Origin of the sequence: Cytobacillus sp. IB215316, from assembly GCF_033963865.1 — a bacterium.
In the GTDB taxonomy this organism is placed as follows: domain Bacteria; phylum Bacillota; class Bacilli; order Bacillales; family SM2101; genus Nanhaiella; species Nanhaiella sioensis.
The window spans coordinates 407,126-422,753 of record NZ_JAXBMC010000002.1 but is presented as its reverse complement, the minus strand read 5'-3'; the positions used below and the strand labels follow the sequence as shown (position 1 = coordinate 422,753).

At 34.4% G+C, this 15,628-nt stretch carries 11 protein-coding genes and 1 pseudogene; 9 read left to right on the top strand and 3 right to left on the bottom strand.

Going from position 1 to position 15,628, the window contains the following annotated elements:
• Positions 1–365: 365 nt before the first annotated feature.
• The 3 genes from SLH48_RS06310 to SLH48_RS06300 form a co-directional block, all read right to left on the bottom strand.
• Positions 366–1,220 (bottom strand): SDR family oxidoreductase, encoded by an 855-nt coding sequence (locus SLH48_RS06310; RefSeq protein WP_320257443.1) that lies wholly within the window; start codon positions 1,218–1,220, stop codon positions 366–368.
• A 736-nt stretch (positions 1,221–1,956) separates the two neighbouring features.
• Positions 1,957–2,874: a hypothetical protein gene (locus SLH48_RS06305; protein ID WP_320257442.1), complete on the bottom strand. Its 918-nt coding sequence runs from the start codon at positions 2,872–2,874 to the stop codon at positions 1,957–1,959.
• Positions 2,852–3,418, bottom strand: coding sequence for an RNA polymerase sigma factor (locus SLH48_RS06300; protein ID WP_320257441.1), 567 nt, complete (start codon positions 3,416–3,418; stop codon positions 2,852–2,854). Before SLH48_RS06300 ends, SLH48_RS06305 begins: the two co-directional genes overlap by 23 nt.
• An 882-nt stretch (positions 3,419–4,300) precedes the next feature.
• Here SLH48_RS06300 and rsgA point away from each other — a divergent pair.
• The 9 genes and pseudogenes from rsgA to SLH48_RS06255 all read left to right on the top strand — a co-directional run bounded on the left by rsgA (position 4,301) and on the right by SLH48_RS06255 (position 15,511).
• Positions 4,301–5,365 (top strand): ribosome small subunit-dependent GTPase A, encoded by a 1,065-nt coding sequence (rsgA, locus tag SLH48_RS06295; RefSeq protein ID WP_320257440.1) that lies wholly within the window; start codon positions 4,301–4,303, stop codon positions 5,363–5,365.
• Between the two features lie 13 nt (positions 5,366–5,378).
• Complete coding sequence (locus SLH48_RS06290) at positions 5,379–6,398, top strand: phosphotransferase enzyme family protein (protein ID WP_320257439.1); 1,020 nt, start codon at positions 5,379–5,381, stop codon at positions 6,396–6,398.
• 89 nt (positions 6,399–6,487) lie between these two features.
• Positions 6,488–6,964 (top strand): GyrI-like domain-containing protein, encoded by a 477-nt coding sequence (locus SLH48_RS06285; RefSeq protein WP_320257438.1) that lies wholly within the window; start codon positions 6,488–6,490, stop codon positions 6,962–6,964.
• A gap of 243 nt (positions 6,965–7,207) precedes the next feature.
• Positions 7,208–7,918, top strand: a pseudogene (locus tag SLH48_RS06280) (class I SAM-dependent methyltransferase).
• A gap of 841 nt (positions 7,919–8,759) precedes the next feature.
• The gene (locus tag SLH48_RS06275) at positions 8,760–10,199 is read left to right on the top strand and encodes a carotenoid oxygenase family protein (RefSeq protein WP_320257437.1); all 1,440 of its coding nucleotides are present in this window, start codon (positions 8,760–8,762) and stop codon (positions 10,197–10,199) included.
• A gap of 197 nt (positions 10,200–10,396) precedes the next feature.
• Positions 10,397–11,614, top strand: coding sequence for an acetyl-CoA acetyltransferase (locus tag SLH48_RS06270; RefSeq protein WP_320257436.1), 1,218 nt, complete (start codon positions 10,397–10,399; stop codon positions 11,612–11,614).
• 55 nt (positions 11,615–11,669) lie between these two features.
• On the top strand, positions 11,670–12,860 hold the full coding sequence (locus tag SLH48_RS06265) for an acetyl-CoA C-acyltransferase (protein ID WP_320257435.1): 1,191 nt from the start codon (positions 11,670–11,672) through the stop codon (positions 12,858–12,860).
• A 130-nt stretch (positions 12,861–12,990) separates the two neighbouring features.
• The gene (locus tag SLH48_RS06260; RefSeq protein WP_320257582.1) at positions 12,991–14,139 is read left to right on the top strand and encodes an acyl-CoA dehydrogenase family protein; all 1,149 of its coding nucleotides are present in this window, start codon (positions 12,991–12,993) and stop codon (positions 14,137–14,139) included.
• Between the two features lie 118 nt (positions 14,140–14,257).
• Positions 14,258–15,511: an ATP-binding protein gene (locus SLH48_RS06255; protein WP_320257434.1), complete on the top strand. Its 1,254-nt coding sequence runs from the start codon at positions 14,258–14,260 to the stop codon at positions 15,509–15,511.
• Positions 15,512–15,628 lie beyond the last annotated feature (117 nt).

The window sequence follows — 15,628 nt, the reverse complement described above, 5'->3', positions numbered from 1 at the left end:
TAACTATACAAGGTCAAGCATGGAGAAGTGTTTTAATTATAGCTTAGATGTTTATTGTTGCGGAGTCTGTGAGTTTAGGTATATTAAGCTTTAGCTTTATCAAGGTTGACCTTTTTGGACAGGTAGAGTTGAGCTTCCACCTGTCTATGATTATGGCTCATTTCTGAATTTTTGTTGCTTTTTTCACTTACATTTGAAATAGCTGAGGTGTATTATATGATTTTTATTTTAGAGAAAAAAGATACCACGGACCATAGTTGTGTAAGTTTTTTTACTTCAAATGCGAAAAAGCCTTCATTAATGAATTATTTTAATTATAACAAGCTGAACCTATTTTGATGGTTGTTTTTTCACCTTACATCTCGTTATTTTCCTAACATTTGTTTTACAACATCTTTTGTTTGAAGTAGGCCAGTTGGATCTTCTTTTGTTTTATACTGGCAAAATTTTTCAGACCAGTCTGATGTTCTTACCCTTAAAGGTAGCGGATTCGTACTTAGTTGAGATAGGATCACATCTGCAACTTCTGATGGGGTTTGATAAATATTATCTGATCGATTTGTCCTTGAGCCCATATAGTCATTAACAACTTGTTCAAAATCATCCTTAGGGAAGCCACCTCCACTAGAGACACCAGCAAGAACACTGTTAGCAAATTCAGATGAAATACCGCCTGGCTCAACAATCATGAACTCGACTCCAAAATAAGGAGTTACATAAGTAGCAAGGCTCTCATAGTAGCCTTCAAGAGCAAACTTTGTCGCACAGTATATTTCATTTAGTGGTTGTCCAACTAAACCACCAACCGATGAAATTGCTACAATTCTTCCTTTTTTCTTCTCACGCATATAAGGAAGTACAGCTTTTGTACAACGAATTGCACCAAATGTATTAATATCAAATACATTGATATATTCTTCTTCAGAAGATTGTTCAGTCGTTTTGATATATCCAATTCCTGCATTATTTACTAATAAGTCAATATGTCCTTCTTGATTAATGACAGTTTGAATAGCTTGATCTACTGAATCTTGTGACTGGACATCTAACTGCAATAACTCAACAGCTAAACCTGATTGTTGTAATTCTCTAATAGGTTGACCCTTCTCTAAATTTCTCATTGTTGCGTAGACCTTCCAGCCTTCATTTGCTAACTTTTCTGTTAATGAAAGGCCAAGACCAGTCGAGGTTCCTGTTATTACTGCAATTTGTTTTTCCATTATTCATCCTTCTTTCTAATTTATTAACTAACTTGTACTGTCCTAGTAATGTAAATGAGGGATTAGCAATACATTCAGATATTGGACATCAATGCTTAGCTTATACTGACGTGGATATTTTAATTACATCCATTTATTCTGTACATAATAAAATACTTATATAATTTATCAAGGCATATTGTCCTTTCCACATTAGACATACGCATATTCTTTTGCTAAGGCTGTTTTTCTTGTTAATAAATAATCATGTTTTTAACGATATTCGCGTCTTCTCTTATAAAATGATGAGAATTTCAGAAACTCTTGGTTTGTCAATTTGTATTTATAACAAGATAGCTTACTAAAAGAGCCTTCTATTATAAAGAAGCATTGCTAATCAAGCTGATTATAAATATTAGAGTATACTCTAAGTCAAGAAGAATAAGCTAAAAAATCATTTTAAAAAGTGTAGGTATGTTTATGGTTAAGTGGATATAAATTAATTTCGTGAAAGAAAGAGGATTTTAGTATATGGAGAACTTCATATATGTATAATAGCCTGTCTACCAAATGACAGGCTATTAGTTTTATCTATATCATAGATAAATAAACTGTTTTCGTACACATTGGTAATTTGTTCTTACTACTGAATCATGCTACTCACATTTTCATTTGCATGCTTAAAATATAAAGGATAGACAGGCTACAAATATCGAATCATAATATCATTGTACACTTCTCATTTTGCTGAATTACTTTATTGCTGGATCAAGTTCTCAGTTAATTCAATTATATAAACTTCATTTTCTAAACCTCCACCATTGACAATATGGTACATCCAATTTGATCCATTGTGCTCTCTCACAAAATCTACGTTAGCATATTGGGGATCATATAAGTACTCAATACCGTCATGTTCCCTTTTCTCTGAACGCTCCAAATCTTCTTGAGGTATAGATAAGGTAGGAGTATATGATGATGGTGCAGTACTAATTATTACATTGATCTCATCAGAATTACTAGTTTTTTTATATTTTATACTTATCTCGCTTACTAAAGAATTGTGATGTACTTGTCTAGTGATATATTGTAACCCTTGTTCTTTTGCCTCTAAATACATATTCTCTGCAAGCTCAGCTATGTTTCCTTCCCATGCTCCACCATATGTTACAGTTGCTTGAACAAATTGGTATGTCTCAGGAAAAATTGTTGGTAGGATCATCTCATCTCCTGTTGCCTCTTTTAGGTCTTGGAAGTCTGTATACTCCGATGGTTTATAGATAGGAGTGATCGCTGTCACTCCATGTTGTTCATATTCATCTACTGCAACAAAATATTGGAATTCACCTGGTTCAATTGTCTCTGTTAGCTCTTCAATCACATCATCATACGTAAAACTTTTTTGGTCACTATACCCAGAAACTTCCATCAATTCTTCGTTGTTTGAATTAACAAATGTCCAACCAGACAGTTTAGCTGCAACACTAACTGATCCAGTTAATATTAAGAATATGGCTGTTGTCAAAAATATAAGTTGTTTATTGACAGATGAAATTTTCTTAGAGCTTTGAAATTGTTCAGATATGGCATCATGTATTTTTTGTTCGTCCATTTCAGGGACATGTTCGCTTTTATATGCTTGCTTAAAATGCTCAATTGATTGAAATTTTTTCATCTTTAACACACCCCATTTCATTTGTAGTTGTATGCTTTTTTAATTTTTTTATCGCACGTTCATAACATTTTCTTACTGCTGACTGGCTACTATTAACTATTGTTGATATTTCAGAATATGGAAATTCGTTTATAACCTTCATTGTTACTATTGCACGCTCTTTTGATGTTAGTTTCCGTAGCAAATACGATATTTCTTCATTAAATTCAAGTTCGCTATTGATATACTCTTCTTCTGGCAATAACTTAATATCTGTCTGATAAGGGATAGAACGAATTAATTTTTTTCTTTTTAATACATTTAAACAATGCCGATAAGCAATAGTATAAAACCAGGGTGATAAAGTAGATTGAGAATGAACCTTGTGGAAACTTTTGTAAGCTTTTAGAAATACTTCTTGTGTAGCATCCTCTGCATCTTGTCGGTTTCTCAGTAAATGATAGCAATATTTATGTATTTTCTGGTGGTATTTTACAATATATTCCGTAAAATCGTTCTCCTGTGTTGTGGCAATACTATCTTTAGTATCCTTGAATACTTCCACTTTCTTCCCTCCTTTTTGATGTTCTACTAATTACCACAATCTTGTGGCTTAATATGTGACATGTTTTTTAATTTGCATAATAATTAGTGTAATTAATAAGCTAACAAACTTTATCAAGTAGTTTGTTTGTAATGCAACAATTTATATAAGCATTAACTTCATACTATTTTACTTAGTTTAATTGGTTACTAAATAGTTGTAAAAGCAAATGATGTATCATGATGATAATAGCGAGAAATTTTTGTATGAAAAACTTACTTTGTAATAATAGCTAAACACGAATATATCTAACATTCAGGGCATTTTTCTTCTCTACAAATATAACAATCATATATACATATTAGCTGCTCGAAAATTACTAGAAGAGGCTTCCAAAAAAATAACTTATATGCTTAGAAAGGTCCTATATAACAGAAGAGGACAAACAATAGCAAGTTTTCTGTTCTTGTTTCTAAACTAATATGGAGACTTTAACGGTTGATTTATTCTATTGTAATTGTTATAATTTTCTTATTATTATAGAAGGGAGTGAGAGTTAACGATGACTAATTTAATGAGGATAACCTTGGGAATTACTTGTATTAGCTCTCACTCATGCGGAATAAATAGCTTGTTTTTTAATATGTGTCAGAAATGAGTATGGTGTGAGTATGGATTTGTAAGAAAGCTGTTATGAAACGATTTGGTGTTCGTACGAAGAAGATTAGTACCAAAGAGTAGTAACAGTGACTATGAGAAGAATGAGTTTTGAAGCCACAAGGTTATTTGATATAGCCCTGTGGTTTTTTTTATGCACTCATAAAACAGTAAATACTTTAGCTTCATTTCCAGTTATTCCTCAATAATATTAGTCAAACAAATTTTTAAATGGAGGAAAAAAGAATGGAGTTATATTCACATGGGTGGAATCCTTATTTTGAGAAGCAGCTTAAACATTTTAAACAAGAAGGTCATCAAGTAGCGAGAATCGTAAAGAAAAATAAAGATCATTATTTAATTGCAGTTAACGGGCATCCTCTTACAGCAAAAATTACTGGTAAGTTTAGATATAATGCTAAACTCACAAAAGATTTTCCTGTTGTTGGAGATTGGGTTATGTATGAAATGAAAATTGATAATGACAACCATGCTTTCATTCATCGAGTTTTAACAAGAGAGAATGCATACGAAAGAAAACTCCCCATCTCAGGTGGAAGAAAGATAAATAATGGTTTGATTGAAGGTGGAAGAACTGAAGAACAAGTTATTGCGTCAAATATAGATACTGCATTTATTGTGATGGGGCTAGACGAAAATTTTGACATTCGTAAAGTGGAACGGTTTTTATCGCTCATTTATCAGAGCGGAATACAACCAGTAATTATCTTAAATAAAATAGATTTGTGTACAGACATTCATCAAATTAAAGAACAATTAAATGAAATAGATAACGAAGTCCCAGTTCATTATGTTAGTGCTGAAAAAGATATTAATATGGATGTTTTTTTTGAATATGTTAAGTTCGGAAAAACAGTTATTTTACTTGGATCTTCAGGAGTTGGAAAGTCGACAATAACGAACTTCTTGGTGGGGGAAGAAAAGCAACAAAAACAAGCTATAAGTTCAACATCAGGCAAAGGAAAGCATACAACAACTAGTGTAGAGCTTATCCCTCTGCCGGCAGGTGGGATGATTGTTGATACTCCTGGTGTTAGAGAAGTACAGCTTTGGGGAGATGAAGATATTCTTGAACAAAGTTTTAAGGATGTAAGGGAATTAAGTGCCTATTGCAAGTATAGAAATTGTCAACATAGCAAAGAACCTGGATGTGCCATTCTAACAGCGATTGAGAAGGGAAGTTTAAGTCGAAAAAGAGTGGATAGTTACGAAAAGCAACTACTAGAGTTACAAAGACTAGCTATAAAGAGAAGAAACTTTGATAAGAAAATAAATAACAAAAGAAAATAAGGAGCCTTTTATTATGATGAAAGTTAAATATCTTTTTATTAATGTAGATTTGGCAGAGATGTTAGTGCAATACTGGAAAAATGATATAGGTTCAATAGCTGCTTTCAGAATATCCTCTAATGCTATTTACACGTTTAAATACAAAGGTGAGACAAGGTTCTTAAGATTTTCACCAAAAACCGAAAAGTGTAGAGAGAACACTCTTGCAGAGCTTGAATTTATTAATTACTTACGTAGTAAGCGATACGATGCATTAGAGGTCGTAAATGCAAAAAATGGTGAGGATCTTATTGAGGCACAAACTCCTTGGGGTGTTTATTATGCTTCTGTATTTAAACGAGTTGCAGGTGTACCTATAAATAAAACTGATTTTAGTGATCATGTCTTATTTAGTTATGGTAAAGCATTAGGGAAGCTTCATCAGTTAGCTTGTGATTATAAGCCAATAAGGAACAGGCGCAGGTCGTATAGTGATGTGTTAAATTGGATAGATTATACGTTGAGTCATTTTCCAAACGAAACTGCAGCTAAGGTGGAAACAGCTATGCTTAAGCAATATTTTAAAACGACTCCTTTAACAAAACACAACTTTGGTTTAGTTCATTATGACTTTGAATACGATAATGTTTTCTACGATGGGCCTTCAGAATCTTGTCAAATCATCGATTTTGACGATGCTATGTATCACTGGTATGTGATGGATATAGTTCAAGCTCTTGATAGTTTAAAAGAATGTATGTCTCGTGACAACTATCAGGTGAAGAAGAAACAATTTTTGGCAGGGTATCTTACTGAATATGAAATCTCTGAAGATATGATGTCAATCATCCCTGCATGTAAACGTTTTGCTAACTTATATGGGTATGTACGTGTCTTACGATCACTAGATGAACATTGGAATCATGAACCACAGTGGCTAATTAAGCTGAGGAAAAATTTATGCAAATCTATGAAGATTAATTCATCATACTTTGGAACAGAAATAAAACAAGTGGGGAGCATTGGTATTGCAGATCAAAGTATCATGCTATAACAATTTAATATTCAGAAAATTATTTACAATACTTCATGAATCAATTAGACTAAAACTTGTATAAATTAACAATTTTTTGGAGGTGGAATATGCAAAACAAAGACCATATGAAGCCCGTACTTATTGAACATGAAGAAATAAAGCTTATAGGAATTCCGTGTATAAGCTTAAAGGACATGAAGAGTAAATATGAAAATGCAAAGGAAAGCTTGTTTGCTATATCTCAGCATTTGCCACAAGTTGTGAACGAGCGGATTCATTACGGAATATGGCCAATAACAGAATTACAGGATCATCCTGAAACACATGCATATATTCTCTGTGTTGAAGTAAAATCTTATGATGGCATACCTGAGTGGTTTACGAAAATCACTCTACCTAAGCAAAGCTGTGTTGTAGTAGCAAACAACGATCATGATTTTAATGCTGCGGGAGAAGCACTTTATTCTTTTGTAGAAAAAAATAACCTAGAGTTAAGCTCTAACGGTCGAGAGTATCGAATTTGTGAAAAATACGACTATGATGTAGATGGGTATGTACGATATTCGCTTCCAATTGTTTCATAATCTAAGCTACTATTTGTATAATTGTTAGAAAATAAAAGGGCTAAAAACGAGCCCTTTTATTATTTGGTTTTTTCTAGTTGAAGTTAGCTTTTAACCTCTTCTTTTTAACCCTATAGGAATGAGAAAATAGTATCGTTGTTCAATTGTTAAATAAGAATAATAGAATTGTATTTTTTTGTTTAGGAGCAATACTCAATTATAATTTTAATATGAGTTTTGATGTCTTTAGGAGGAGGAATGAGCATGCCCAATAAAACTGCTGAAACGTTCAATCTTTTAGCTAACACATACGCAGAGAATGTTGATAATGACAGTCCTTATAACGCTTTTTATGAGCGACCAGCAATGATGGAATTGTTGCCAAAACACTTACATCATAACAATGTTCTTGATGCTGGCTGTGCTGCTGGCTGGTATTCAGAGGCATTAGTTAAACGAGGAGCTAGTGTAACAGGAATAGATATAAGTCCTCGTATGGTTGAAGTAGCTAAGCAAAGGCTAAATAATAAAGCAAATATATTGTGTCAAGATCTCGAAAAGAGCTTGCCATTTGAACATGATGAATTTGATGTTATTGTTTCTTCATTAACACTTCATTATATTAAAGACTGGGAATTCACATTTAGTGAGTTTAATAGAGTATTAAAGCCTCATGGAACTTTGTTATTTTCAGTACACCACCCTTTTATGGAATTTACTCATTTCAAATGTGAGGACTATTTTGAGCAGCGGGTGATATCTGATATATGGAGAAAACAAAAGATTGCAATTGAGGTACAATATCGCGGTAGACCTTTACAGCAAATTATAGCTGATACGGTATAATTTTTTAACATAGAAGAAGTGGTAGAACCTCAACCGTTGGAAATAATGAAAAAAGATTATCATGATGCATTTAAGTATTTAATGAAAAATCCTCACTTTATCATTTTTAAAGTCGTATCAAAAAAGTGAGTACATTGAGAACTAGAATTGAGGAAAATATTGAATGATTTAAGATTCATCTGTTAATCAAAAGCCCTTTTTATGCTTTTTACATAAACGGATTTGTAAATCAGGGAAGTAATAGGAATAATATTATGTCGCTTTTCTTGATGGAAAAGCGTTTTTTATGCTTTGTTAAATTTTATTGATATCAAAGTTTTATTTTCCGTTTCTCCTCGTATTTTATTGTATTATATTGGGGGTTTAAATTTCAAAATGATTAATCAAGGTTTAAATATTGAAAGTAAAGCATGATAAAAAAGTCTCATAATCATAAATCAACATTTATTAAATGAGCTTATTTGTCTAAAAAACTCGAATTTTTTTACTAGATATAGCTTCGTTATTATGTCATTATTATGAATAATAAGTTATTTACTCAAGAGTAAGTAGGGTTGTTTCTAATTATTAAAAATCACCTATCTCGTTACCTACAAATTTATTAACTTCAACCATTATAACATCTATTCTCCAACTTTGATTTACGCTCTTTTCGTAACCGTTGTTACTATTTTTTTAAATGGACAATATGATGAGTATTATTAGAGCTTAATAATTGTAAAAGTAGAAAAGATGCCCCGAACACTAGATATATGTGTACTTTTATCTAAGAAATCTGTAACAACAACCGATATGAAAACAGACTGGATTTAAGTAGGACTTACCAGATGAATCTTCTAAACGCTTATGATGACTACTAATTAGTTTGTGTGGTTTTTGTCGCTTTTTCAGAAAATTTCTTATATAACTGATAATTCCGATTAACGACACGTATTGACAAGGAAATTATTTATGTAAAGGGGGAAAAAGGATGAAGATGAAAAATGATATGATTGATTTCGCACTAGAAACAAATGTGAATCCGTATTTATTAGGAAAATATGAACCTATACATGATGAAGTTTTTGTTGAAAATTTAGAAGTCATTGAAGGGGAGATTCCTAAAGATATAAATGGAATTTATGTGAGGAATGGTCCTAATCCCAAATATGAAACGAGAGGAAGATACCATTGGTTTGACGGTGATGGAATGCTTCACTCAGTTCAACTTCGTGATGGAAAGGTAAGCTATCGAAACAGATGGATTAAAACAGCTGCTTTTGAAAGAGAAGCTGCTGTAGGAGAATCGATATGGTTCGGGCGTATGGAATCTATGGTGAAAAACCCAAAGGATATGCCACTGAAGGACACATCAAATACCGATGTTGTTTTCCATAATAAACAACTGATGACCTTGTGGTATATGTCAGGTAAACCATACAAAGTTGATCCTCAAACGCTTGAAACGTTAGGGATTGAGGATTTTGGAGGAAAATACAAAAATAATATATCAGCGCATACGAAGGTAGATGAACAAACAGGTGACTTAATGTTTTTTGATTATGGACCATTAAGGTCATCGTTGACATATGGAGTTGTATCTGCTTCGGGGATTTTAACGCATTGCGTAGATGTTGATTTACCTGGTCCACGCCTTCCTCATGATATGGCAATTACAGAAAATTACTCGATATTAATGGACTTACCGTTATTTGCGGACTCAAACGCAATTAGCAAAGGCCGATACAAAGTCGAATTTCATCGAGACGTTCCTAGTAGGTTTGGTATTCTTCCTCGTTTTGGGTCAAATGAAAATATTCGATGGTTCGAAGCCGAGCCTTGCTATATATATCACACGATCAATTCTTGGGAAGAGGGAGATGAAATTGTCTTACTCGGTTGCAGGGTTGAGGAACCAATGCCTGAAGTAACAAAAAATGCTAGTCCGCTTGCAAGAATGTTAGCCTATTTACAGTTAAATGCTAGGTTATACTATTGGCGTTTTAATTTAACGACAGGTGTGGTTAAGGAAGGATTACTTGATGATAATAATACAGAATTTCCTACTGTGAATTTGAACTTCGTAGGCAGAAAATCACGTTATACGTACAATGTTCATATTTCTAACGAACAAACGTTATCGTTTGATGGCCTTGTAAAATATGATACCGAAAAACAGAACTCTGAAACGCTCATGTTTGGGAAAGGACGATACGGAAATGAAGCAGCTTTTGCTCCACGGCAGTATTCAAATTCAGAGGATGACGGTTACTTAGTTACGTTTGTTCACGACGAAGTAGAAAATCAATCTGAGTTATTAATCATTGATGCCCTTAATTTTGCTAATGGGGCAATCGCAAGGGTGAAAATTCCAGTAAACATTCCGATAGGGTTTCATGCATGCTGGGTCCCGGGTGAAAAGATTGATTAAGATACTGAATAGTTAGTTAGCAGTAAAAAGATATGCTTGTTTGAATTTCGTTTAAATAGGGTGCTATAGATAAAACAATTTTTGACTAAGTTTTTTCGTGAACTTTGATGCTAATGTTACTAAAAATTATGGGCCCCACAAAGGTTAATTGTATACACGATGACTACTGCCTAGATGAAAATATAAGAGGCAATTTATTGTATATATTAGGAGGTTACCAAACAGATTTTGCGAAAAATTGGAATCGGCTTGATTTAGCTGTATTTGACATGCTGAAGGAAGCAGTAGAAGGAGCATTGGCGAATGCAGATATTTCCCCCCTTGAAATCGATACTGCACATATAGGAAATTTTGCGGGGGAACTATTTAATAAACAAGCACAATTAGGAGGTTTATTTGCAGCTATCCATCCAGATTTTGCTGGAATCCCAACATCACGCCATGAAGCTGCGTGTGCTTCAGGTAGTATGGCGGTACTTGCAGCTTCTGCTGAAATTGAGGCAGGACGTTACGATATAGCTTGTATTATTGGAATAGAAGAGATGAAAAATGTTCCAGCAAGGAAGGCAGCAGAATACTTAGGGTCTGCATGTTGGCTAGGCAAAGAGGCGGTCAATGCAACATATCCATGGCCATATCTCTTTAGTGAAATTGCTGAAGAATATGATAAAAGGTACGGGTTGTCTAATGTGCACTTAGCTGAACTTGCTAAGAAAAATTTGTATAATGCGCAAAGTAACCCAAATGCACAAACAAGAAACTGGAAACTAGATAAAGAGAATTTCCTAGAAGATGAACAACAAAACCCGGTAATTGAGGGAAGGCTACGCCAAATAGACTGCGGAAGAATTACCGATGGTGCAGCATGTATTATTCTAGCTTCAGAAGCTTATGCAATTGAATATGCAAAGCGTAAAGACATTAGATTATCAACAATACCTAAAATTAAAGGGTGGGGACATCGGACTGCTACTATGCTGTTAAAGGATAAAATGCAAGAAAGTAGCGATTCACCGTATGTATTTCCTCATGTAAGAAGAACAATTTTAGATGCTTTGTTTAGATCGAATATTAAGAGCATTGATGAACTAGATGTAATAGAAACACATGATTGTTTTACGATCTCAGAATATTTGGCTATTGATCATTTTGGTTTAACAGCTCCAGGGAGAAGTTATGAAGCAATTGAATCTGGCATGATAGCAAAAGATGGAAAGCTCCCAATTAATCCTAGTGGAGGGTTAATAGGGGCAGGTCATCCGGTTGGAGCAACAGGGGTTAGAATGCTTTTAGATGCTTATAAGCAGGTGACGAACACGGCAGGAGATTATCAGATAGAGGGCTCAAAAAATGTTGCTACGCTGAACATAGGTGGTAGCACAACTACAAGTGCAAGCTTCGTAGTAGGGGTGTAGCCTACTTCCCTATGTAATACACCATCAATTATTTGTATATGAAGGTGGGGAGATAATGGAAGTATATATTTTTGATGCAATTAGAACACCGAGAGGTTCAGCCCGAAAAAATGGCTCTTTACGTTCGTTCAAACCCATCAATTTAATAGGTCTGTTGTTAAAAGAAATTGTCCGACGAAACGACTTCGATGCTAAGACAATCGATGATATAATTCTAGGCTGTGTTACCCAAACGAAGGAACAAGGTGCAAATATTGCTAGAGTAGCTGCACTTCATGCTGGGCTACATCATTCTGTTGGAGGAATGACGGTAAATCGATTTTGTACTTCTGGGTTAGATGCGATCAGTATTGCAACACAAAAAATTGCAACAAAAACTGATCATTTAATCATTGCAGGAGGTGTAGAATCAGTTTCTCGCGTGCCAATGTTTTCTGATGAAGGAGCCTGGTTCACGGATAAAGAAGTAATGCAAACTACTCAGTTCGTTCATATGGGTGTTGCTGCGGATATTATGGCATCATTGTATTCAATTTCAAGAAGAGACGTTGATTTATATAGCATCGAATCGCATCGAAGAGCGAGTAGAGCTACGAGAGAAGGATATTTTATTAAATCTCTCATACCTGTTTACGCACAAGATGGTAGTTTATTATTAACACAAGATGAATGTTTTTTAGAGCATGTTAACGATACAACTTTTTCTTCCATAGAACCGAGCTTTAAAGGAGGTGAAACAGACAAAACCATATTATCTTCTATACCATCGCTGACTGAGTTCACTCCTACACACCACTGGGGAAGTTCCCCTGCATTAGCTGATGGAGCTTCTGTCATTTTAATAGGTTCAAAAGAAAAAGGTGAAGAACTAGGGCTACACCCGAGAGCCCGAATACGCATGACTGCAACTACGTCGGTGCATCCTCTTCTTCTTACAGGGGGACAACATGCACTTGCCAAAGCACTTGATAATGCAAACCTAACTGCCAAAGACATAGATATTTATGAGTATAATGAAGCTTTCGGCGCTACTGTCTTACACTTCATTAATGAATATAATCTTGATCATGAGAGAGTAAACAGCAATGGCGGCGTCATATCAATGGGGCATGCATTAGGTGCAACCGGGGGAATGCTCCTTTCTACTATATTGGACGAAATGGAGAGAGTAGATTATGAGCTTGGCGCAGTAGGGATAAGCGGTGGAGCAGGTGTAGGGTCAGCAATGATTATTGAACGAGTATAACTATACACACCTTCTAGATGTGTAGAATTGTAGCCATAGAGATTAATGCAAACGATAACATGGCTAAGTGAACCATTGTTATTGTATAAGATAATCATTATAAGGGGGAATGTTAGTGAGTACTACAGTTATGCAAGATCATAAATTGTTTAACAAGGAACACCACATATTTCGCCGTTCATTACGAAAATTTTTGGAGAAAGAAGCTTTGCCTTATTTTGAACAATGGGAAGAAGAGAAATGTATTCCTCGAAAATTTTGGAAGAAGATGGGTGAACAAGGGTATTTATGCCCATGGGTTGACGAGAAATATGGTGGAATCAATGCAGACTTTGGTTACTCGGTTATCATTGGAGAAGAGCTTGACAAAATAGGGGGAGGCCTAGGAGGAATAGGCTTACATAATGATGTTGTTATGCCTTATATCGACTCCTATGGGACAGAAGAACAGAAGAAAAGGTGGTTTCCACCAGCTTTAACAGGTGATCTTATTTCAGCAGTCGCAATGACTGAGCCTGGCACTGGGTCAGATTTACAGGCTGTAAAAACAACAGCTATTCGCGATGGGGACTCTTACATTCTGAATGGTGAAAAAACATTCATAACAAATGGGATACACTCTGACCTCGTCATCGTCGTGTGTAAAACAGATCCACAAGCAGAACCCGCATATAAAGGTGTTAGTTTAATCGTTGTTGAAGATGGCACATCAGGATTCAAAAAAGGAAAGCAACTAAAGAAGGTTGGGCTACATTCCAATGATACTTCAGAGTTAATATTCGAGGATTGTCGTGTGCCAGTTACAAATTTATTAGGTGAAGAAGGAAATGGCTTTTATTATCTTATGGAAAAACTTCAGCAGGAACGACTCGTTTTAGCAATCGCAACTCAGGCTTCATGCGAAAGGATGCTCGAAATAACAATAAACTATGTGAAACAGCGTGAGGCATTTGGTAGACCTATCGGTAAATTTCAAAACACGCGTTTTAAATTGGCAGAGATGGCTACTGAAATACAGATTGGTAGAACATTTGTAAATGATTTGATTAGCAAGCATATGAATGGTGAACATGTCGTTACTGAAGTTTCAATGGCAAAATGGTGGATAACTGACCTCGCTAAAAAGGTAGCGACTGAATGTATGCAGTTACATGGTGGCTATGGTTTTATGGAAGAATATGAGATTGCTAGAAGGTTTAGAGATGTACAAGTGGGTTCAATATACGCTGGTACAAACGAGATAATGAAGCAAATTATAGCAAAAAACATGGGGCTATAATGGCCTAATTCCATAAAAACAAAATAATGTGCAAAAATAATTAATATGTAAACAGCACAAGTACCATGGACAAAATCCCTTTGAAGAAAGTAAAAAAAATGATGTGGAGAAAATTTTAATGTTAGCAGAAACGTTATTTTTACATGTATTAATTATTTTTGCACCAGTGTTATTTTATTTTGTTATTTTCGAAAACAAAAAACTAAATATCTTTAATCCTTATATATATGGTTTGATGCAAGGTACAGCAGCAGCGCTTTGTATGTTATTTTCAACATATAATTTTGGTTTGTATTGGGATTTAAGATATGTCCCTCTCGTATTATCATTTCTATACGGAGGACCAATTAGCGGGGGCATTGTAGTATTTTTTATTATTATGACTAGAACATATATGGGTGGAGAAGCTTTATTTTACGGATATATTAGCGTGCTGTTGGCAGCTACCATTCCAATGCTCTTTTCTATGCGCTTTTGGAACTTTGAGAAGCGTAAACGTATTGTTATTGCAGTCATAGTAAGCTTTTGGCCTGCGTTTATTCAGCTTGGGATCTTAGTTAGTTGGCTTATATTTGATGGAAGTATAGATGGGGATGTTAAACAGTTACTTTTTTATATTATTATTTTTGGAATCATCCTTAACATAGGCATTGGATTTGCAGCTAAGCTGTATGAAGTAGTGATAGAAAGAGAAAGGATGAAACAAGAAATTCAAAATGCTGAGAAATTAAACACAATAGGAGAGTTAGCTGCTTCCATTGCCCATGAAATTAGAAATCCATTGACAGTGGTTAAGGGGTTTCTTCAGTTAATGGAAAAACAACAAAAGAGTGAAAATCAGGAATATCTCAGAATCGTCCTTAGTGAACTTGGAAGGGCAGAATCTACTATTAGTGATTATTTGAATTTTGCGGAACCACAGTTTGAAAAAGTTGAGAGTTTCCCTTTAAATGAGGTTATTATTGATGTTTGTAAATTACTAGAGCCATTTGCTTCTAAAGAAGATATACAATTGAAAATTTCGTTGAACTCTAGTGATCATGTATTAACCGACCGAAATCAAATCAAACAAGCCTTCGTCAATATCATAAAAAACGCTATTGAGGCCTCGGAAAACGGAGAAAGTGTAAATATTACTGTAACGAGTGATGGTATGTACTTCTATATAATAATCAAGGATACTGGAAAAGGGATGACTAAAGAACAGCTTAATAGATTAGGAACATTATTTTATACAACGAAAGATAAAGGTACTGGATTAGGTACGATGGTTTCGATTAGAATAATACAATCAATGGATGGGAGAATTAGCTTTGAAAGTCAACCTGGTGTAGGCACAGAAGTAAAGATTATCATTCCACAATTAAGGTAATAATAGTCCCAAACAAAGGTAAAGGACTATTATTGAATGGTTAAAAATAAAACCTTATTTTCTACTTTATACACATAGACTGTTGATTTTCATACATAGAAATAAACGATATACATT